This is a genomic window from Roseobacter sp. N2S (assembly GCF_031454055.1).
GTDB lineage: Bacteria > Pseudomonadota > Alphaproteobacteria > Rhodobacterales > Rhodobacteraceae > Amylibacter.
Map to the genome: position 1 here is coordinate 549,175 of NZ_JAVDQB010000001.1, position 19,770 is coordinate 568,944.

The window sequence follows — 19,770 nt, forward strand, 5'->3', positions numbered from 1 at the left end:
AAGTGACGTTATCATTGTGCTGAATAAAATACTCCACGTCGAAGACGATGCAGATATCCGCGAAATTGCGAAGATCGCTTTAGAAGTGATTGGCAACTTTGAAGTGAACCAATTCTCTTTGGGTCACGATGCAATTGCCGAAGCTGAAAATTTTGCGCCTGATCTGTTTTTGTTGGACGTGATGATGCCGGCCATTGGCGGGGAAGAAACCTTGCAAGGATTGCGCAAGATCCCCAGTCTGGAAACGGTTCCGGCGATTTTTATGACGGCCAAAGCCCATGATCGAGAGAAGCAGGCCTTGATGGAAGCTGGTGCTATTGCTGTGATTGTAAAGCCGTTTGATCCAACCACTTTGGCCGAAGAAATTCAGGCGATCTGGGATGAGTACTCAGCTTAAACGCGGTTGCTAACCTACAAAAATCTACCAGAAAACTGCTGCGGCTGGCCTGTGCAAAACAGGGTGGCGTTGCAGCTTCGGACACCCCTGATATCAGGGGTGCAGCGGTTTCAGGTATCCATCGCGCCTTGAATGAAATCAATCAGTTGCTCGACGCCTTCGCACATGACGGAGGTGTAGCCACCGGTTTGGATGGCATCTGCGATCTGTAATTCCAGAACTGCAGCATTTTGACCCAAGGCAGCAAAGCCAAGGGTGCCTGCCAGTCCGTGGATCTTATGCACAATGAAGCGCAACTCTTCCATATCCTCGGCAGTGCACTGCCCGTTGGACAGCTTTCCAGACAGAACGATCAACCGCTCTTTGCGTTCCGGCAGGCTGGCCACGAACTTCTCGCGGATTTCCCGAAGTTTATCTGACAGGCCCGCGCTCATTAGAAGCCCAATTCCATTTTAGAAACGTGCTTTGCTGAAGGATGCTTCAGACGGTTCCGGATTGTATTGATCTTTGAAGACCAGCCAGAGCTTGCAGGCCGGCGTTGCATGGATTGCGCCCGCAGTTCCACGGAATCAACCGCTTTCCACAAAGGTTCCAGCGTATTGGTCGGGTTAAAGAAGCCACATTTCACAGGTTGCCCCATGACCATACGCACATCCATTTTGGCGCCATTGTCATAGACCAGTTCCATATCCCGAATGCTCAGGGCGATTTCGGCAGGAAGATCGGTGAAGGAATCCGCAACCGCCTTATGGCAAATCGCCACAAAAACACCGTTGCCACGATAGGCGAGGAAAAACTCTGTACGGCGCAGGTTATCGGAAATGGCTTCTGCCACATCAACGATTGTATTGGTGAAGTCAGCGGCAGAGCTGTGCTGGTGGATGGTCGAAATATTTGCGATCTGGAAGGCAACTAGGCTGGACCCGAACAAGCCGCCGCGGGACAATTGCAGCAGATAGTTTTCAAAGGCCAGCTTGCCAATCACACCGGCCACGCCTTCGATCTGAACCTCATCCGCGACATGGATGGATTGAACGGTTTCAATCTGGTCGCGCAGGGCTTCAAGTGCGAAGTCTTTGTCTTCGACGGCATGTTGTTCCTTGATCAGGCGGGCGGCAAGTTTCACCCGTGTGCCCAGTTCCAGAACGTCGAACGGCTTGGTCACATAGTCCGACGCGCCAGCAGCAAAGGCGCGGTCGATGTATTGCCTGTCAGCCATCGCCGTGATCATCAGCACCGGTGTTGATCGGTAGGCCGGAATTTTACGAATTTTGTCACACAGTTGGATCCCGTCCATTTCGGGCATCTGGATGTCCAAAAGGAAGCAATCAAATCGTGTCGGGCTTTGTTCGATGGCCTTCAGGGCAGCAGCACCGGAATCCACCAACGTGATGTCCGGAAAGCCTGCGGCCGCAACCACCTCTTTCAAAAGCTCCAGGATGATTTCGTCATCATCAACCGCGAGTATCTTCATAGTCCCCACCAGTATATTCTTGTTCGCAAGGCGCCCATATTTTGATCCATCCACGGGACGCCTAGGATTAGTTTCATCTTCTGGTAGTATTCTGGAAAAATATGGCGCGTTTGTGGCGTGTAGTTGTTAAGTGTCAGAATATGTAAGGGAAAAACTGTGTCAGGGGCGGAAATCCGATGTAAATCTGTCACGTTTTGCCAGAATTGACTTTCCTCGGGAAACAAAGCCCACTGTTTTTTAACGATTAACTTGGGTTTGCGGGACAGTCGACGATAGAGAGCCCCTGTTTTCGTGGAATTGTTCGGTTTGTGTAGCCATAAGCTCAGAATCAGAGACTTCCCTAAACAATTCCACCCATTTTCGAATCATATCTGTTGATTTTCAGAGAGGTACACGGACCTTAGGTTGCCTTGATCAAAAGCGGATTTCTGCAAGAAAACGCCTGCCTGCGTTTCGCTGTAACAGGCGAGTTGTGGTTGGAAACGTGCTGGTTTGGAATTTCGGACTCAACCCGAGGGGATTCATCGTTGCGCTGTAGAGGGAAAGAAAAGCGCCCTACCGATTGTTTTTGTGTTCAAGCGATCCCTCTTAGGGGAGCATTGAGCGAGCGGGATCGGGGCAGAAAAACACCCGATTTGGTTGGAATCCCTAGACCCAATACAATTCCTGCACTAGGTTTAAATGGATTTCATCGCAATCCAGCCAACGATCTGGAGCGCGTTAACCAATCGGGAGTTACTATGAAAATCAACGCACTACTGACCGGAACCATTCTGTCCGGATTTCTTGCCGCATCTGCTGCTGTCGCTGGCGACGAACTGATTGTCTTTGATTGGTCCGGCTATGAGGATGAGGGCTTTTTCCAAGCCTATATTCAGAAACATGGCGGCCCACCGACCTTTGCTTTCTTTGGTGACGAAGAAGAAGCCTTCCAAAAACTGCGCTCCGGTTTCAAGGCCGATGTATCCCATCCGTGCAGCCAATCCGTGTCTAAATGGCACGAAGCCGGGCTGATTGAACCGCTCGACACCAGCAAGATTACCCGCTGGGATGAAGTGAACGATACAATGAAAGAGGCGTTCAAGGTTGGCGATGATTATTATCTGCTGCCTGCGGATTGGGGATCCACTGCGCTGACTTATCGTACTGATTTGGTAGATGAATCAGCGATGAACACACTCGAAGTATTCCGCGACCCGAAATACGCGGGCCGTATTTCGCTGCCAGACAATGTGGATGATGTATACGCACTGGCCTATCTGGCGACGGGCGTGACTGATTGGTCCAAGGCGACGGATGAAGATTTTGTAAAAGCCAACGCTTGGCTGCGCGAAGTTCACCAATACGTGCGGGCCTATTGGGCGGATGGTGCGGAATTGGGGCAGTTGATGACCAGCGGCGAGGTGATCGTGGCTTGGGCATGGAATGAAACCCCGACCACACTGGCCGCCGAAGAGGTCCCCGTTGCGGCGAACCGGTCCACCAAAGAAGGGTCTTCCACATGGTTCTGTGGCTATGTGAACCTGAAAGACGGACCAAATGACGAAGCCGCCATGTATGACTTTTTCAACGCATGGATGGAACCGGAGTCCACACAGTATATTGTGAACGAATGGGGCTATGGCAGCGGCAACCAAGCGCAGATGACTGCCCTTGGCGCAGAAGCACTGGATGGTGCGGGTCTGGGTGACGTGGAGGTGCCGGTTCTGGCGCAAATCCCGATGGATCAACAACTGCGCGAGAAGATGATCGCGGAATTTGAAAAGATTAAAGCAGGCTTCTAATCCTGTCAGAGATTACAAAAAGGGCGCTGGTTTCAGCGCCCTTTTTTATGCCCGATGGGGCGGGTTTATTTCAGCAGCAGCACGGATTCAGCGCCCCAGCCGACTCGTGCGCGGTCATCGCGGCCCAGCACTGTGCGCCCTGCGGTGTTACGCATGGAAATGGTGACGGGTTTGTCCACGCCGTCCAGCTTCACATCGTAGTAGGTCATATCGCCAAAGTAATAGACATCCGAAACCGTGCCTGCGGCCTCGCGCTCGGTGCGGGAGTTTTCGCCTGACAGGATGGTTAACATTTCAGGGCGCACGCCTGCGGTCACAGATGCATCAACACCGCCTGGGGCTTGCTCGGCGGGTACAGTAACCTGACCCAAGCCATTGATGTCACAATCGAAAGCGCCGTTTGCGCCTGCGGTATAAGACACATCCAGAAAGTTCATTACCCCGATAAACTCTGCAACTTTGCGATTGACCGGACGGCGGTACAATTCTTGGGGCGATGCCAGTTGCCCGATCCGCCCGTCAAACATCACCGCAATGCGGTCTGACATGGTCAGGGCTTCTTCTTGGTCGTGGGTGACAAGGATAAAGGTAATGCCAACCGCCCGTTGCAGGTGGCGCAGTTCGGATTGCATTTGTTCGCGCATCTTTTTGTCGAGCGCGGACAGGGGTTCATCCAGCAGCAGCACCTTTGGCTTTAACACCAGCGCACGGGCCAGTGCCACACGTTGCCGCTGGCCCCCTGACAGCGCATGAGAGGCGCGATCACCATAGCCAGCCAGTCCGACCATTTTAAGGGCAGATGCAACCTCGGTTGCGATCTGGTCTTTGGGCATTTTACGGGCCTTCAACCCGTAGGCTACGTTTTCGGCCACGGTCATATGGGGAAAGATCGCATAGCTTTGGAACACCATATTGGTCGGGCGTTTGTTGGCGGGGACATCCTCCATCGACTGTCCGGCGATTTCGACAGTGCCTTTGGAGACGTCTTCAAACCCTGCGATGGTACGCAAAAGCGTGGTCTTGCCGCAGCCTGAGGGGCCAAGGAGGGAGAAAAACTCGCCCTTTTGGATTTCGGCGTTCACGTCATAAAGCGCCTGAAAATCACCGTAGAATTTGTCGATGCCGGAAAGGCGGATGATCGGTTCGGTCATAGAAATCCTCCGGCATCTTCGATGCCTGTTTTACGTGCGCTGCGGCGGCGGAAATATTCGGCGGTGGCCAGCAAAGTCATCGACAGGACCAGCAGCACCGTACCAAGGGCCATAAGGCTTGGCAGTTTTTGCGGGAAGCGGAGTTGCCCCCAGATATAGACAGGCAGGGTCGGTTCGGTGCCCGCAAGGAAGAAGGCGATGATGAATTCATCCAGCGAAATGGTGAAGGATATCAACATCGACGACACAATACCGGGCAGCACCAGTGGCATGGTCACCAACCAGAAAGTGGCGAATTTGGTCTGGCCCAGATCGAAAGACGCTTCTTCAAGGCTTTGATCCAGATTCAGAAAGGCTGAAGACAGGATTGCCACACAAAACGGGGTGCAGATCAGCACATGGCCCAACACAATCGACCACAGCGACAGATCAAACCCCAATTGCAGGATCACCACCAGCAAGGACACACCGACGATGATTTCGGGCAGCACCAGCGGGATCATGATAAAGCCCATGACGCCCTTTTGCCCCGGAAATTTATACCGCGCAGACGCCCGCGCCGCCAAAGTGCCAAGGGTGGTGGCAATCACGGCGGTACTGAGAGCGATAATCAGGCTGTTCTTGGCCGACGCATGCAGCGCTTCGGTTTCCCACAAAACTGTGAACCAGTTGAAGGTAAAGCCTTTCAGCGGGAAGGCCACGATTGAACTGTCGTTAAACGCAAACACGGGCAACAGAAGGGCAGGCGCGTAAAGAAAGACCAGAAAGATCGCGATGTAGAATTTAAACCACTTGGACGGTTTCATTTTTGCCCCACCAGATATTTACGGTTCATCCAGACGAAGACCAAAGAAATCACGGATACAAGGAACATGGCCGACAAGGCCAATGCAGCCCCAAGGGGCGCGTTATTGGCCTTTTTGAACTGCAATTCGATCATGTTGGATATCATTAATCCGTTTGGCCCCCCCACAAGGCGGGGCGTCACATAATCCCCGATGGTGGGGATAAAGACGATCACCGTTGCCGCCACCACACCGGGCATGGCCAGTGGCAGGGTCACGCGGATAAAGCGGCGTAGCGGGCCATCACCCAGATCCTCGGCGGCCTCTAGTAGGGAACGGTCGATTTTTTCCAGTGCCACAAAGATCGGCAGGATGGCAAAAGGCACCCAAGCATGGGCAAGAGTCAGCACCACGGCGTTCTGGTTGTACAGGATAAAGGTCAGCGGTTGTTCGATCACCCCAAGCCCCAGCAGCGATCCGTTGATCACGCCATTATAGCCCAAAATCACCTTCCACAGAAAAATCCGCATCAGATAGCTGGTCCAAAACGGGATGGTGATCATAAAAATCCATAGCGGTTTACGCTTTTGGGGCACGTAGAAGCTGACGTAATAGGCCACCGGAAAGGCCAGCGCGATGGTCAGGGCTGTGACCAGCGCCGACAATTTCAACGAACGGGCCATCAGGGTCTGGTAAATCGGCTCGGACCACGCCTCGACATAGTTCTTCAGGGTGAAGGTTTTATCGAGATCCAGATAATCCTGCGTCCAAAAGCTGAGCGCGATAACCATGGCCAGTGGTGCTGCCAGCAGCAAAACAGCGTAGATGAATGTTGGACTGACAAGGAGAAGCCCCTGCGCGGCGTCCGACCTGCGCCATTTTGCAAATGTGGTCATCGGGATCCTTCCAGAAGTTCCGCGTTGCGCGCGGCCATTGTGCCAGCGGCGGGTTCCTTGGTGTCGTTCAAAACAGGCAGGAACTGCCGCAATTGATCGTGATAGGTTTTTAATCCGTATTCAAGGTCTGACAGGGTAATCCCGTCATAAGCCGATGATTTTGTTGCCTCGCATGACCAGATTGTCAGCATTTTGTCTTCTTGAATGGTGTCGCGGTCGATCCGCTGTGCCAAATAGCGGGCGGCGCGTAATTCGCGGCTTTCGTCGGGGTATTTGAACCCGCCGCCGCGCTGCCATGTTTCGGTCGCGGAAATCGGGATTTCCTGATAATAGATCATGCTGTCGGGGTATAATCCGATCACCACATTGGGGAACATGCCAATATACAGCCAGCATTTTTGGTGGCTTTCGGGCAGGTTGTCACGATGGGGCAGGAATTTGCGGTAGTTGCGCACGCTCCACAGCTTTGACGGGCCTTGGTTGAACGGCCCGACGGTGCGGGACGCGCCCTCGATGTAGGGTTCGTCGAAGTAATCCACGCCGTACAGATCATGCAGGCCGGGGTGGGCTTGGCGGACGTGATAGCCCTCATTGTCCACATCGCGGATGGATTTCCAGTTTACATCGGATTTTTCATAGACCCCGCCTTCATAAGACGGGACCATTGTGTCTGTGGCATAGGGGCGGATTTCATCCTCGAACCGTTTCATCACGGTGGCCACCGCTGGCTGGGGGCCTTTTTGAAAACGAATGAACACAAAGCCCATCCAGATTTCCATTTCCAGCGGCTTTAGCCCCCATTTTTCAGGGTCCATCGGTGGAAACGTATCTTTGTTGGCCACACCGCGCATGGACCCGTCCAGATTATAGGCCCAACCGTGATAGGGGCAGATCAACGCCTTATTGCACTGGCCCCGTTCATCGGCCACAACCCGTGATCCGCGGTGGCGGCACAGGTTGTGAAAGGCGCGAATTTCGAGGTCATGGCCTTTGATCACCAAAGCCCGTTCGTTGGCCACATCAAGGGTCACATACTGGCCGGGGTCGGCGACCTCGCTGATGTGGCAGACAAGTTGCCAGTGGGTGCGGAACAACATGTCCCGTTCAAGGGCCAACAGCTCGTCCGAAAAATACGCCCAGCCCGGCAGACCCGAGCGATCCCAGTCAGTTGGTATTTCAATTTTATGGTCGAGCATGTGATGCCTCTTTCCCTTGGTTTATGGAACTTTGGATTTGGATTCAGAGCAAGTTAAAAAACGTTACAAATGGCCTTCCTTGTGCAATTCGGCGGTGACAATGGTGATGGCCTTGCGCAGGGTTGTTACCAGAAAGTCCACGTCCTTGCGGGTCAGGGTCAGGGGCGGCGACATCACGTTCAAATGACCAATCGGGCGCACCAGCAGGCCCAGTCCCTCGGCCACATGGGAAATGCGTTTGCCGATGTTTACCTCATCTGGCAGCAGTTCTTTGGTGGCTTTGTTTTTGACGTTTTCCACACACATCATCATCTTGCGCCCGCGCACATTGCCAACGATTTCCAGATCGTTCAATCTGTGCAACTGCTGTTCAAAATAGGCCCCCACATCGGTGGCGTTTTGCATCAGCTTTTCGCGTTCCATGATTTCGATGTTTTTCAAAGCGGCAGCACAACAGACGGGATGCCCGCTGTAGGTGTACCCACTGGTGAACCAGCGGTTTTCATCGCCTTGGGAAATCACTTCGTGGATGCGATCCGAATAGATCATCGCACCCATGGGCAGGTAGCCCGAGGACAGGCCTTTGGCGGTGGTGATAATGTCAGGCACCACGCCGAATTCATCCTCAATGGCAAAGAAATGCCCCAAACGTCCGAAGGCGGTGACCACTTCATCAGCGACAAACAGGATGTCGTGCTTTTTGCAGACCTCCCAAATGCGTTTCAGATAGCCTTTTGGCGGCACCAGCACCCCGCCCGAGGCCTGAATAGGCTCGGCAAAAAACGCGCCAACCTTATCGGCCCCGATTTCGGCAATTTTCGCTTCAAACTCGGCAATCAACTGATCGGTGAACGCCTCTTCTGACAGACCGTCCTCTGCGCGGTAGTAATGGGGCGCGGAAATATGGTGGATGCCATCGCGCAGATACTGGAATTCGGTCACTTTGTCGGCAGCTTTGTTGCCGATGGACATGGTGACAAATGTGGACCCGTGATAGGCCTGATCCCGCGCGATAACATGAGTCTTTTCAGGCAAGCCCCGACAATAGTTGTAAAACCCGATCAGCCGGTAGGCACTGTCCACAGCCGTCGATCCGCCCGTGGTGAAATGCATCCGGTTCAGATCGCCCGGCGTCAGGCTGGCCAGCTTTTGCGCCAGCAACGCGCTGGGTCCGTTGGTCATATCCACAAAGGTGGACGAATAGGCCAGTTGTTCCACTTGTTCCGCAATGGCCTGTGCCATTTCCTTGCGACCAAGACCGATGTTGGTACACCACATCCCGCCCACAGCATCCAGATAGGTCTTGCCGTTGGCATCCGTCAGATAGCAGCCCTCGCCGCTTTCCACGACCATCGCGCCGTCCCGTTCAAAGCTGTCAAAATGCGCCCAAGGGTGCAGTAAGTGACGTTGGTCCAAGGCACGCAAATGGGCTTCTGCATCGTTCTGGCCTTTTTCGGTAAGCATGTGGTTTCCTTAATGGTTAAAGTCTAAAACAGGTTGTTATTTGGGCCTGTGCGCGGGTCAGCGCCCTTTCCAGACAGGATCGCGCCCCTCGGCAAAGGCTATTGCGCCTTCCAGTTGATCCTCGGAAGAATACAGCCGCGCCACTGAATCCAGCTGGCTGGTGGTGATCCGGTTCAGTGCATCCTGAAACTTGCTGTCCTCGGCATCGCGCACGATTTCCTTGATCGCAGCATAGACCAGCGGCGGGCCGGTTTCCAGCATCCGCGCCATTTCCCAGGCTTTGGCCATCAGATCACCCGCGGGGTGGATCTGGTTCACAAAACCCCAGCGGTGGGCCTCGGCCACGTCCAGCCAGCGACCTGTGAACAGCATTTCCATGGCCACGTGATAGGGAATGCGTTTGGGCAGTTTGATGCTGGCCGCATCCGCCACGGTGCCAGAGCGGATTTCAGGCAGGGCAAACGACGCATGTTCCGCCGCCAGAATAATATCCGCGGACAGGGCCAGTTCCAGCCCGCCACCACAGCAAATGCCGTTCACAGCGGCGATCACGGGTTTGTTCATGCCGCGCAATTCCTGCAATCCGCCGAAACCGCCAACACCGTAATCGCCGTCCACCGCATCGCCGTCGGCAGCGGCTTTCAGATCCCAGCCGGGGCAAAAGAATTTTTCACCAGCGCCGGTGATAATGGCCACGCGCAATTCGGGATCGTCGCGGAAATCGGCAAACACCTGCCCCATGATGCGGCTGGTGGCCAGATCAATGGCATTGGCTTTGGGGCGGTCCAGCGTCACTTGCAAAATGCCGCCTTCGCGGTGGGTTTTGATCGGGTTTGTCATGTCTCGGCCTTTGGGTTTAGGTCTGTTTTGGTCTGCGTCTGTCTGTGTCATCACTGCCTGCGCAACAAAGCATCCGCCGCGATGGCGTCCGTTGGGGTGCAGATCAAAGGATTGACCTCAACTTCTTCCAGGCCTTGGGCATTGGCAAGCACGTAGTTTTGAACCGCCTCGATTGCATCCAGAATGGCGGGCATATGGGCGGCTGGCCCGTTGCGATAGCCCCTTAGCAGGGCGCTGATTTTCAGGGTGCCAAGCGCGGTTTCGATTTGATCGCGCGGGGATGGGATCAGCAGGGATGCGGTATCCCCCAGCAATTCGGTCAGCGTCCCCCCCGCGCCAAGTGTCAGGACAAAGCCGTGGGCAGGGTCTTTGACCACGCCTACCAGCAGTTCTGCCACCGCACCTGTCACCATTTCCTCAACCAGAAAACGCTCGGTCGGCATGGCTTGGGCAGCATCTGCCACGGCTTGGGGGGAGGCAAGGTTCAAAACCACCGCGCCAGCTTCGGATTTATGGGCAATACCTTCGCCTTTTAACACAACCGGAAACCCGATGGCGCTGGCAAGATCTGCGGCTTGGCTTGGGGCAGCGGCTTGCGCCGATATCGGGATGCGCAATCCGTAGCCGTGCAATGCAGCTTTCGCATCAGCCTCGTTCACCGTCTGCGCGGGCGCTGTGGGCGTTGGCATTAAAACCGGCGTACTGGCAGGGGCCGTGAAACTGGCCGCCGCCGCCACTGCTTCAACCGCTTCTCGCAGGCCAAGCATGGGGACCACCCCTTTGGCAATCAACCGCGCAGCGATGGTTTCTGACAGGTTTTCAGGCAGCGTTGTGACCATGGCCACCACAGACCCGCTACGGGATTTGGCCAGACCGGCCGCGTCAATGGCGCAGTCCCAATCGGCATCCGAGCAGCGATCCGCGCGGGGGAAATCCACCACCAACAGGGTCAGCGCCAGATGGGGTTCCATCATCGCGGCCCAAGCCGTCGCCATGGCCTCTGTGTCGCGCCAGATGTAGGTGTGATAATCCAGCGGATTGGCCAGCGCCACCATCGGCCCAAGGGCGTTGCGCAGGTTGGTTTTTTGACTGTCGCTCAAAGGCGGAAAATTGACAGGCGTGCCAAAAGCGGTGTCAGCGGCAAGGCTGGCCTCGCCCCCTGAACAACTGATGGATGCGATCTTGGTTGATGCCAAAGGCCCTGCAAAATGCAACAGCTTCAGGGTTTCCAAAAACGTGGGTAGGCTGTCTACCCGCGCCATGTTCAACCGCTTCAAAAGGGCCGAGGCCCCGGCGTCATTCCCAGCCACAGACGCGGTATGGGATACGGTCGCGGCCTTGGCTTGATCTGATTTCCCAACCTTCAGCGCCACAATCGGCTTACCCAACCGCGCCGCGTCCTGCGCTAGGGATTCATAGGCGCGGATGTCGTTAAACCCTTCGATATGCAGGCCCAAAGCTGTGACACGGGGATCGGCCAGCAAATGCGCGCCAATTTCAGCCATGCCAGTCTGGGCCTGATTGCCCGCACAAACGATGGCGGCAATCGGCAGGCCGCGCTGCTGCATGGTGACGTTGATCGCCATGTTGGACGACTGCATGACAATCGCCACGCCACTGTCCACACCTGCGCCGCCGTGCTGGTCGGGCCATAAAACCGCCCTGTCCAGATAGTTGATCATGCCATAACAGTTCGGCCCGAGGATCGGCATATCTCCCGCCGCAGCCACCAATTGCGTCTGTAAATCCGACCCACTGCCGTCTTCCTGATCCGACTCGGAAAATCCCGAAGCGAAACAGATGGCACCGCCCGCCCCAACTGCGCGTAATTCGGCCACTACATTCAGTGTAGCATGACGGTTCACACCGATGAAACAAGCATCAGGCGGCTCTGGCAGATCAGCGATAGAGGCATAACTCGGCAATCCTGCCAGTGGTTTCTGCTTGGGGTGAACCGCGTAAATCGCCCCTGCAAACCCCATCTTCCGGGCCTGTTCCGCCACAGACACACACCACGCGCCGCCGCCGATGATGGCGATGGTTTTGGGCGAGAGTAATCGGTCTAACGTCATGAATTGCACTTTCGTTGCGCAAAGATTTTTGTGCCTGCGGCGCGGATATTTTCAGAAAGAAGAAGCAACGGTTTATTAAACAGAATCGGGTCTTCTAATCCCACGGTACAGGCGGGGACGCCGATGACCGTGGAAGGAGAAGGCCCTCTGTCTGTCTTAACCGACACAGAGGGCTGGACCACTTTCGCCCCGCTTCTTCTTTCTGAAAATATCCGCGCCGCAGGCATGTTCATTTAAGCCCCAAGGGCGCGTAATAATTCACGACTGATGATGTGGCGCTGGATTTCAGAGGTGCCATCCCAGATGCGTTCCACACGGGCATCGCGCCAGAAGCGTTCCAGCGGGTAGTCGTCCATCAAGCCCATGCCGCCGTGAATCTGGATTGCCGTGTCGGTCACGCGCCCCAGCATTTCTGATGCGTAAAGTTTCGCACTGGCGATTTCCCGGTTGGCGGGCAGGCCTTTGTCTAGCCGATCTGCCGCTGCAAGGGTCAGCAGGTCGGCGGCGTCGATTTCGGTGATCATATCGGCGATCTGAAAGCTGACCCCTTGGAATTTGCCGATGGGTTGGCCGAATTGTTCCCGTTCGGCGGCGTAGTTCAGGGCATAGTCAAACACGCGGCGGGCGCGGCCTACGGACATGGTAGCAACTGTGATCCGCGTGGCGTAAAGCCATTCGTTCATGACCGCAAAGCCGCCGTCCACCTCGCCCAGCACTTGGGCGTCTGGCAGGCGGCAGTCGTCGAATTCAAGGATCATGTTTTTGTAGCCACGGTGGCTGACCGATTTATAGCCGTCGCGGATGGTGAACCCCGGTGTGCCGCGATCCACCAGAAATGTGGTGATGCGTTTTTTGGGGCCTTTGGGGGTGTCGTCTTCGCCTGTGGCGATAAAGACGATGATGAAATCAGCGTGATCGGCGCCTGAAATGAAATGTTTGGTGCCGTTCACAACCCAGTCGCCGCCGTCGCGCACCGCAGAGCATTTCATGCCGCGCACGTCTGATCCAGCCCCCGGTTCGGTCATGGCCAGCGCGTCCATCCGTTCGCCGCGCATGGCGGGCATCAGGTAGCGTTCGCGTTGTTCTGCGTTACAGGCCATCAGAATGTTTTGCGGACGTCCGAAAAAGTGGTTGAGCGCCATAGACCCGCGCCCGAGTTCCCGTTCCACCAAAGCGAATTCCATGTGGTTCAGGCCTGCGCCGCCTACTTCTTCTGGGAAGTTGCAGCCGTAAAAGCCCAGATCAAGGGTCTTGCGTTTGATCTCGTCAGCGATTTCCTGTGGCACTTCGCCCGTGCGTTCGACCAGTTCCTCGTGGGGGTAAATCTCTTTTTCGACAAAGGAACGAACGGTTGAAACGATCATTTCCTGTTCTTCGGTCAGGCCGTATTGCATGGCAGAGTCCTTTAAGGGGGTCGGGTAAGGAGGTCGGGTAGGTGTGTTGGCCAAGTCTATTCCACTTGCTTTGGCTGATCTTGCTGAATTAGTGTTCGATCATGCCGTTTTGGAAAAAATCATCTGCACCGACCCTGCATGTTGGGGTTCTTCTGTTCGATCATTTCTCGAATCATTGCCTTGCCAATGCCATTGAACCGCTGCGTGCCGCCAACGATCTGACGGGGGAGCATCTGTTCGAGTGGCAGTTTTTGTCGCTGGATGGCAAGCCGGTTGTCAGTTCCAGCGGCTTGCAGATTGCGCCCCATGGGCGATTGGGAGGGCATCGGGGGGATATGGTTTTTGTGATGCCCAGCTATGCCTATCACAGCCATGCGGGGGCAGCGACACGAGCGGCTTTGCGCGCGGCGTCCCATCGCTACCGCGTTATGGCGGGGTTTGATACAGGGGCTTGGTTGATGGCGGCGGCGGGGCTGTTGGCGGGGCGACGGGCAACGATCCACTGGGACGAGTTGACCGCCTTTGCCGAGCGGTTTCAAGATGTGGAGGTCCTGCGTGAACGTTTTGTCATCGACGGGGATCGCATCACGTGCACGGGGGCTATGGCGGCGTTTGATCTGGTGATGACCCTGATTGCCGAGAAAAAAGGTGAAGCCTTGCGTCAGGATGTGGCGTCTTTGTTTATGTCTGACGCGCGGGCGCGGGGGATTTCGGGGCGGGCCAAGGATCGACTGGTGGCACAGGCGCTGGATCTGATGCAGGAACATGTGGAAACACCACTGCGGATTGGCGAACTGGCGCGGCGCATCGGGGTTTCGCAAAAGACGTTAGAGGCGCGGGTCAAAGCGGTTTTAGGGGCCACCCCCCAGCAGGTGTATCGCCGTCAGCGGATGATCGTGGCGCGCAATCTGGTCAGCGACACTGCGCTTGGCATTGCCGAAATCGCCGTGCGCTGTGGCTATCAAGACGCCACGGCGCTGACGCGGGCGTTTCAGGTGGAATTTGGCACCTCCCCCCGCGCCCTGCGGGGAGAGGTGCAGTGACTCATGTGGCGTAATTCGAGCCTTCGTCATCCAGAATCAGCTTCAGTTCCGCCAGATGGCGGTCGGCTTGTTCAGGATAGGCTTCAGTTTCTTGCGCGGTTTTTTCGGCGATTTCATCGGAAAGAACCCGCAACTCGCGGCCAGTTTGCAGGGCGCGGATAAAGGTTTCGGCGGATCGTTCGAAATAATACAGGCGGTTGAAGGTATCCGCCACTGTATCACCGATGATCATCACGCCGTGGTTGCCCATGATCATCACTTTGACCTTGGGGTCGGCAAACAATTGGGCGCAACGTTCGCCCTCGGCTTCAAAGGCAAGCCCGCCGTAATTGTCGTCGATCACATAGCGGTTAAAGAATGTGGCAGTGTTTTGGTCGATGGGCAGCAGGCGGCTGTCTTTCAGGCTGGCCAGAACCGTGGCGTGGACCGAATGGACGTGCATGGCGCAGCGGGCGTGGGGGCAGTGGCGGTGCAAGGCGCCGTGCAATCCCCAAGCGGTGGGGTCCGGAGCACCCGGTTTTGACAGAACATCGGGGTCATTGGCATCCAGCAGCAACAGATCGCTGGCTTTGATGCGGGCGAAATGCATCTGGTTGGGGTTCATCAGGAACTGTGTGGCGTCATCATTCACCGCAAATGAAAAATGGTTTGCCACCGCTTCGTGAAAGTTCAGACGCTCTGTCCAGCGAAAGGCCGCGGCAAGGTCTACGCGGGATTCCCAATGTTCCATATTGGCAGGGGAGAGGTTCTGGATGGTAGCAGTCATAGCAGGGTTCCTTGTGTTCCGTTTCGGCGGGGTGTTCGGTTCCGCGCAAGGTGGCGGGTTTGAACGGATAAGGCCAGCCCCGAGTTGCAGAAGCGAACGCCGGGCCGGTGCCATGAAAAAAGCCGGACCCTAAGGCCCGGCTTTCACTAGAACGCGGTGGTTCCAGATTTAGTTTTGCGCGAATTCGGGATAGGCTTCCATCCCCAGCTCGGACATGTCCAGACCGGTGATTTCGGCTTCTTTGGAAACGCGGATGCCCATTGTGGCCTTCAGGATGAACCAGACCACCGAAGAGGTCACGATGACAAAGACAGCTACAGTGATGATACCGTAGAGCTGTGCACCGATGGATGCGTCGCCGTTTGTGAAGACAACTGCGATGGTGCCCCAGATACCAGCAACCAAGTGCACAGGGATGGCGCCAACCACATCGTCGATGCGGAATTTGTCCAGCAGAGGCACTGTGAAGACGACGATGATACCACCGACAGCACCGATCAACGTTGCGGCACCAATGGAGGGTGTCAGAGGTTCAGCTGTGATGGCAACCAGACCGGCAAGTGCGCCGTTCAGGATCATGGTCAGGTCAGGTTTTTTGTACATGATTTGTGTCAGTGCCAGTGCGGCAACCACACCACCAGCAGCGGCTGCGTTGGTGTTCACAAAGATGCGGGAAACGTCTGCGATATCGCCAACAGTGCCCATCGCCAATTGCGAGCCACCGTTAAAGCCGAACCAACCCAGCCACAGGATGAATGTACCCAATGTAGCAAGTGTCAGGTTGGAGCCGAGCATAGGTGTTACACGGCCGTCTTTGTATTTGCCGATCCGTGGGCCAAGGATGATGGCGCCGGTCAGCGCAGCCCAGCCACCCACAGAGTGGACAACGGTGGAGCCAGCGAAGTCAAGGAAGCCAGCTTGGTCAAGGAAGCCTGCGCCCCATTTCCAAGATGCTTGGACTGGATAGATCAGGGATGTCAGCACGATTACAAAGATCAGGAAGGGCCATAGTTTGATCCGCTCAGCCAAAGCACCAGACACGATGGATGCTGTTGCAGCACAGAACATCAGCTGGAAGAAGAAGTCAGACCCGACAGAAGCGTAAGACAGGTCGGCATCCGCAGCGGCAAGACCAACAGGTTCAAGGCTGGTTGGGGAAAATGCGCCAAGAACGTTTGGAATGGCCCAAGCATCGCCCGGGTACATCAGGTTAAAGCCGATCAGGTAGTAGAAAATACAGGCCAGCCCGAACAGCGCCATGTTTTTTGTCAACTGCATGGCCACGTTTTTGGACCGTACAAGACCGGCTTCCAGCATGGCAAAACCAGCGGCCATAAAGAACACCAGAAAGCCGCCAACCAGAAACAACAGAGTGGTGAGGATAAAGTTAACTTCGGTGGGAACCGCAGTGGGGGCGGTCTCCTGTGCGAATACCGCCACGGGCAGTGCGGAAATGGCCGCTGCCAGCAAGGGGGTTTTAAGGGAATACTTCATAGTTTTGTCCTTGTTCATCATCATTGCAGGGCGATCAGATCGCGTCGTCGCCAGTTTCGCCGGTGCGCACGCGAACCGCCTGTTCTACGTCCAATACGAAGATTTTGCCGTCGCCGATTTTGCCGGTCTTCGCGCTTTCCTCGATGGCCGCAACCGCTTGCTCGGCCATGTCGGCGGTCACAACGATTTCCAGTTTCATCTTGGGCACGTAGTTAATGTCGTATTCTGCGCCGCGATAAATTTCTGTGTGGCCGGACTGAACGCCGTAGCCTTTGATTTCTGTAACCATCATCCCTTTGACGCCGATGTCTGTCAGCGCAGTGCGGACTTCCTCAAGCTTGAAAGGTTTGATTGTCGCTATGATAAGCTTCATGTGTCCCTCGTAGATTTCATACCAACCGGATCGCCCAGCCGTTGCCACCTATGAGGCCAGATGGGGGCAAGCTGACAAGTTTCTGGTTTTTCTGCGGCGCAGAAAAGTTGTGCTTTGCTTAAAATTTAATCAAAAGGGGCGAAATGGTGCAAATATATGCACAAAAGAATCTGGCAATCGTGCTTTCTAGGCACTCTACAAATCGGGTGGGAAATACTATCTTGTAAAAAACGACCTCAATCAGGCACGAGCAGTAATGGCAGACAATGGTAAGCGGCGCCCTCTCGTGGCGCCTAAGAAGGTATTCAAGACTCCAAAGGCAAAGCCTGCGAAAACGGCGGGGGTTGCCGCGAGTCTGGCAGCTAAAATGATTCCGGGATTTGGCGCGTCGAAAAAGCCAAAGAAAAAGCCGGCTGCGAAAAAGAAACCCAGCGGCAATATTCTGGTGCGGGCGCTGAAATGGTTTTTCGGCGGTATCTTGCGGATCATCTGGTGGGTGACCTTCCGCGTGGCTGTTGTGCTGACTTTGGTGATCGGCAGCTCTACCGCCTATTATTTCGCAAAACTGCCAGATGCGACGGCATTGATGGATGACCGTCAAAAAGGCTCGGTGACGCTCGAAGACGAAACCGGCAAGGTTTTTGCTTGGCGCGGCGATCAGTTTGGCGGTTTGGTACATGCGAAATCCGTAGCTCCGCAATTGCGCAACGCCGTGATCGCTACCGAGGATAAACGGTTTTACCGTCACTTTGGCTTGTCTCCGCGTGGCATTGTCGGCGCGATCCGCACCAACCTGCGCGAAGGGCGCCACCCGCTGAAGGGCCACGGGGGTTCCACGATCACCCAACAGGTGGCAAAGCGGGTTTTCTTTTCTGATATGGGCTCTATCGAGCGCAAGCTGAAAGAAGTGCCCATGTCACTGGCGATGGAGTTGAAATACACCAAAGACGAGATCATGACGATCTATATGAACCGCGCTTATTTGGGGGCGGGCAGTCACGGGTTTGAGGCCGCAAGCCAACGCTATTTCAGTAAATCCGCCGCCGAGGTCAGTGTGTCCGAGGCCGCGATGCTGGCAGGGTTGCTAAAAGCACCGTCGTCCAACGCGCCGACCCGTAACATCGGGCGCGCGCAGGACCGTGCGGATCTGATCATAGATTTGATGCAGGATCAGGGCTATTTGACTGCCGCACAAGCCGCAGATGCCCACGCCCATCCCGCGCAATTGTCCGAAGTGGCCAAAGCCCGCGCGGGCGGTTATTTCGCCGACTGGATCATGGAAAGCGGGCCGGAATTCATTCTGAAAGACAGCACCGAAGACATCGTTATCCAGACCACTTTTGACAAACGGGTACAAAAAGCAGCCGAAGACGCGATGAATTTTATCTTTGAAAATAAGGTAAAAGAGGGGTCCAAGGCGCAGGCTGCGATTATTGTTCTGTCCCCGGACGGGGCGGTGCGTGGTATGGTGGGGGGCAAAAAATCCGGCAATGCTGGCGGGTTTAACCGCGCCACACAGGCGATCCGCCAGACCGGTTCCTCGTTCAAGCCCTTTGTCTATGCCACTGCGCTAGAAGACGGCTGGCGCTGGGATACGCGGGTGGTGGATGAAAGTTTTACAATCAATGTGCCCGGCTCGGGGCCTTACACGCCCAAGAATTACACCAAGAATTTTCTGGGTGAGATTTCCATGACCACTGCCTTGGCCAAATCCATCAATACGGTGGCAGTTAAGGTCGCGGTGGCCGTTGGGCTAGAACGGGTTCGCGCCACGGCGCAAGGTTTTGGCATCAAGAACGAGCTGGCAAACGGCCCTGCCTTGGCGCTGGGCGCGTCAGAATCGAGCCTTTTGGAAATGACGGGCGCTTATGCGGGCATCCTTAATCAGGGCGTTATGGTGGAACCTTATGGCATCGAAAAACTGACCCTACAGGGCGACACCCAGCCGCTGTTCGCCAAGACCACCCAACCCGGTGAGCGGGTGATTTCCGAACGGGCCGCACGGCAGTTGATTTATATGATGAACCAAGTAGTCGAGCGCGGCTCTGGCGGTCGGGCGAAAATCAACGGCGTAGAGATCGCGGGTAAAACCGGCACCACACAAGGCGCACGGGATGCGTGGTTCATCGGGTTTGATTCCGATTATGTGATCGGTGTCTGGATGGGCTATGACGATAACTCTAAACTGTCAGGGGTGACAGGCAGTGGCCTGCCTGCTGAAATCTGGCACGAAACCATGACACGGGTTCTGGATGGTAAAATTCCGGCACCGCTGCCAATGGATATCCCCGCCCAGCAGGTCGAACAGCCAAGGGTTTCCGATGGCACGCAGCGCAACCCCAACGACAGTCTGCGCGACATTGCACGCAAGATCGAACAGGATGTGAAGCGGTTGGATAAAGAGGCCGAGAATGTTCTGGAGAAGGTGATCAACGGGATCTTCGGGAAGCGCAACAACTAGCGGAGTAGTGGTGCTGGTGGGCGGTGATCCCTGTGTGGGACACGCGCCGAGCGTACGCACATTAGCGGCTTGTCGTGAGCGGTTTGTCGTGTTCGGCAAGGCCCGCTCACCACTGACGCATTCTGGAACGGGCAGCACAATAGAACAGAAAAACGGCACAGGATTGTTTGATCCTGTGCC

General features: G+C 55.5%; 17 protein-coding genes. 4 read left to right on the forward strand and 13 right to left on the reverse strand.

The window, feature by feature from the left end; genetic code table 11:
* Positions 1 to 16: 16 nt before the first annotated feature.
* Positions 17 to 397 (forward strand): response regulator, encoded by a 381-nt coding sequence (locus tag GGE09_RS02665; RefSeq protein ID WP_309743602.1) that lies wholly within the window; start codon positions 17 to 19, stop codon positions 395 to 397.
* A 110-nt stretch (positions 398 to 507) separates the two neighbouring features.
* Here the strand turns inward: GGE09_RS02665 and GGE09_RS02670 are convergent, their stop codons facing one another.
* Both GGE09_RS02670 and GGE09_RS02675 read right to left on the reverse strand, forming a co-directional pair.
* Positions 508 to 831: an Hpt domain-containing protein gene (locus GGE09_RS02670; protein WP_309743604.1), complete on the reverse strand. Its 324-nt coding sequence runs from the start codon at positions 829 to 831 to the stop codon at positions 508 to 510.
* Positions 831 to 1,871: a response regulator gene (locus GGE09_RS02675; protein ID WP_309743606.1), complete on the reverse strand. Its 1,041-nt coding sequence runs from the start codon at positions 1,869 to 1,871 to the stop codon at positions 831 to 833. Before GGE09_RS02675 ends, GGE09_RS02670 begins: the two co-directional genes overlap by 1 nt.
* 740 nt (positions 1,872 to 2,611) lie before the next feature.
* Here GGE09_RS02675 and GGE09_RS02680 point away from each other — a divergent pair.
* Positions 2,612 to 3,655 carry an extracellular solute-binding protein gene (locus GGE09_RS02680; protein ID WP_309743608.1) on the forward strand — a complete coding sequence of 348 codons (1,044 nt, stop codon included), beginning with the start codon at positions 2,612 to 2,614 and terminating at the stop codon, positions 3,653 to 3,655.
* Between the two features lie 65 nt (positions 3,656 to 3,720).
* Here the strand turns inward: GGE09_RS02680 and GGE09_RS02685 are convergent, their stop codons facing one another.
* The 8 genes from GGE09_RS02685 to GGE09_RS02720 form a co-directional block, all read right to left on the reverse strand.
* Positions 3,721 to 4,806, reverse strand: a complete 1,086-nt coding sequence (locus GGE09_RS02685; protein ID WP_309743610.1) for an ABC transporter ATP-binding protein — start codon at positions 4,804 to 4,806, stop codon at positions 3,721 to 3,723.
* Positions 4,803 to 5,612 (reverse strand): ABC transporter permease, encoded by an 810-nt coding sequence (locus tag GGE09_RS02690; protein ID WP_309743612.1) that lies wholly within the window; start codon positions 5,610 to 5,612, stop codon positions 4,803 to 4,805. Before GGE09_RS02690 ends, GGE09_RS02685 begins: the two co-directional genes overlap by 4 nt.
* Positions 5,609 to 6,487 carry an ABC transporter permease gene (locus tag GGE09_RS02695; protein WP_309743614.1) on the reverse strand — a complete coding sequence of 293 codons (879 nt, stop codon included), beginning with the start codon at positions 6,485 to 6,487 and terminating at the stop codon, positions 5,609 to 5,611. Before GGE09_RS02695 ends, GGE09_RS02690 begins: the two co-directional genes overlap by 4 nt.
* Entirely contained in the window at positions 6,484 to 7,683 is a 1,200-nt protein-coding gene (locus tag GGE09_RS02700) for an aromatic ring-hydroxylating dioxygenase subunit alpha (RefSeq protein WP_309743616.1), read from the reverse strand. The genes GGE09_RS02695 and GGE09_RS02700 overlap by 4 nt, the downstream gene beginning before the upstream one ends.
* A 63-nt stretch (positions 7,684 to 7,746) precedes the next feature.
* Positions 7,747 to 9,147: an aminotransferase gene (locus tag GGE09_RS02705; protein WP_309743618.1), complete on the reverse strand. Its 1,401-nt coding sequence runs from the start codon at positions 9,145 to 9,147 to the stop codon at positions 7,747 to 7,749.
* Between the two features lie 57 nt (positions 9,148 to 9,204).
* The gene (locus tag GGE09_RS02710) at positions 9,205 to 9,987 is read right to left on the reverse strand and encodes a carnitinyl-CoA dehydratase (RefSeq protein ID WP_309743620.1); all 783 of its coding nucleotides are present in this window, start codon (positions 9,985 to 9,987) and stop codon (positions 9,205 to 9,207) included.
* A gap of 50 nt (positions 9,988 to 10,037) precedes the next feature.
* On the reverse strand, positions 10,038 to 12,059 hold the full coding sequence (locus tag GGE09_RS02715) for an acetate--CoA ligase family protein (protein WP_309743622.1): 2,022 nt from the start codon (positions 12,057 to 12,059) through the stop codon (positions 10,038 to 10,040).
* A 233-nt stretch (positions 12,060 to 12,292) separates the two neighbouring features.
* The gene (locus GGE09_RS02720; RefSeq protein WP_309743623.1) at positions 12,293 to 13,453 is read right to left on the reverse strand and encodes an acyl-CoA dehydrogenase family protein; all 1,161 of its coding nucleotides are present in this window, start codon (positions 13,451 to 13,453) and stop codon (positions 12,293 to 12,295) included.
* Between the two features lie 101 nt (positions 13,454 to 13,554).
* Between GGE09_RS02720 and GGE09_RS02725 the strand changes: the two genes are divergently transcribed.
* Complete coding sequence (locus tag GGE09_RS02725; RefSeq protein ID WP_309743625.1) at positions 13,555 to 14,496, forward strand: helix-turn-helix domain-containing protein; 942 nt, start codon at positions 13,555 to 13,557, stop codon at positions 14,494 to 14,496.
* Between the two features lies 1 nt (position 14,497).
* Here GGE09_RS02725 and GGE09_RS02730 read toward each other — a convergent pair whose 3' ends face one another.
* The 3 genes from GGE09_RS02730 to GGE09_RS02740 all read right to left on the reverse strand — a co-directional run bounded on the left by GGE09_RS02730 (position 14,498) and on the right by GGE09_RS02740 (position 17,129).
* Entirely contained in the window at positions 14,498 to 15,262 is a 765-nt protein-coding gene (locus GGE09_RS02730) for a class II aldolase and adducin N-terminal domain-containing protein (RefSeq protein WP_309743627.1), read from the reverse strand.
* Between the two features lie 168 nt (positions 15,263 to 15,430).
* Positions 15,431 to 16,756 carry an ammonium transporter gene (locus GGE09_RS02735; RefSeq protein ID WP_309743629.1) on the reverse strand — a complete coding sequence of 442 codons (1,326 nt, stop codon included), beginning with the start codon at positions 16,754 to 16,756 and terminating at the stop codon, positions 15,431 to 15,433.
* Between the two features lie 34 nt (positions 16,757 to 16,790).
* The gene (locus GGE09_RS02740; RefSeq protein ID WP_309743630.1) at positions 16,791 to 17,129 is read right to left on the reverse strand and encodes a P-II family nitrogen regulator; all 339 of its coding nucleotides are present in this window, start codon (positions 17,127 to 17,129) and stop codon (positions 16,791 to 16,793) included.
* Between the two features lie 256 nt (positions 17,130 to 17,385).
* Here GGE09_RS02740 and GGE09_RS02745 point away from each other — a divergent pair, with 256 nt between their 5' ends.
* Positions 17,386 to 19,590, forward strand: a complete 2,205-nt coding sequence (locus tag GGE09_RS02745; RefSeq protein WP_309743632.1) for a PBP1A family penicillin-binding protein — start codon at positions 17,386 to 17,388, stop codon at positions 19,588 to 19,590.
* The last annotated feature ends 180 nt before the right edge of the window (positions 19,591 to 19,770 follow it).

Coding starts and splice junctions, on each gene's coding strand:
- GGE09_RS02670 (WP_309743604.1), bottom strand. CDS start 831: ATGAGCGCGGGCCTGTCAGATAAACTTCGGGAAATCCGCGAGAAGTTC.
- GGE09_RS02675 (WP_309743606.1), bottom strand. CDS start 1,871: ATGAAGATACTCGCGGTTGATGATGACGAAATCATCCTGGAGCTTTTG.
- GGE09_RS02680 (WP_309743608.1), top strand. CDS start 2,612: ATGAAAATCAACGCACTACTGACCGGAACCATTCTGTCCGGATTTCTT.
- GGE09_RS02685 (WP_309743610.1), bottom strand. CDS start 4,806: ATGACCGAACCGATCATCCGCCTTTCCGGCATCGACAAATTCTACGGT.
- GGE09_RS02690 (WP_309743612.1), bottom strand. CDS start 5,612: ATGAAACCGTCCAAGTGGTTTAAATTCTACATCGCGATCTTTCTGGTC.
- GGE09_RS02695 (WP_309743614.1), bottom strand. CDS start 6,487: ATGACCACATTTGCAAAATGGCGCAGGTCGGACGCCGCGCAGGGGCTT.
- GGE09_RS02700 (WP_309743616.1), bottom strand. CDS start 7,683: ATGCTCGACCATAAAATTGAAATACCAACTGACTGGGATCGCTCGGGT.
- GGE09_RS02705 (WP_309743618.1), bottom strand. CDS start 9,147: ATGCTTACCGAAAAAGGCCAGAACGATGCAGAAGCCCATTTGCGTGCC.
- GGE09_RS02710 (WP_309743620.1), bottom strand. CDS start 9,987: ATGACAAACCCGATCAAAACCCACCGCGAAGGCGGCATTTTGCAAGTG.
- GGE09_RS02715 (WP_309743622.1), bottom strand. CDS start 12,059: ATGACGTTAGACCGATTACTCTCGCCCAAAACCATCGCCATCATCGGC.
- GGE09_RS02720 (WP_309743623.1), bottom strand. CDS start 13,453: ATGCAATACGGCCTGACCGAAGAACAGGAAATGATCGTTTCAACCGTT.
- GGE09_RS02725 (WP_309743625.1), top strand. CDS start 13,555: ATGCCGTTTTGGAAAAAATCATCTGCACCGACCCTGCATGTTGGGGTT.
- GGE09_RS02730 (WP_309743627.1), bottom strand. CDS start 15,262: ATGACTGCTACCATCCAGAACCTCTCCCCTGCCAATATGGAACATTGG.
- GGE09_RS02735 (WP_309743629.1), bottom strand. CDS start 16,756: ATGAAGTATTCCCTTAAAACCCCCTTGCTGGCAGCGGCCATTTCCGCA.
- GGE09_RS02740 (WP_309743630.1), bottom strand. CDS start 17,129: ATGAAGCTTATCATAGCGACAATCAAACCTTTCAAGCTTGAGGAAGTC.
- GGE09_RS02745 (WP_309743632.1), top strand. CDS start 17,386: ATGGCAGACAATGGTAAGCGGCGCCCTCTCGTGGCGCCTAAGAAGGTA.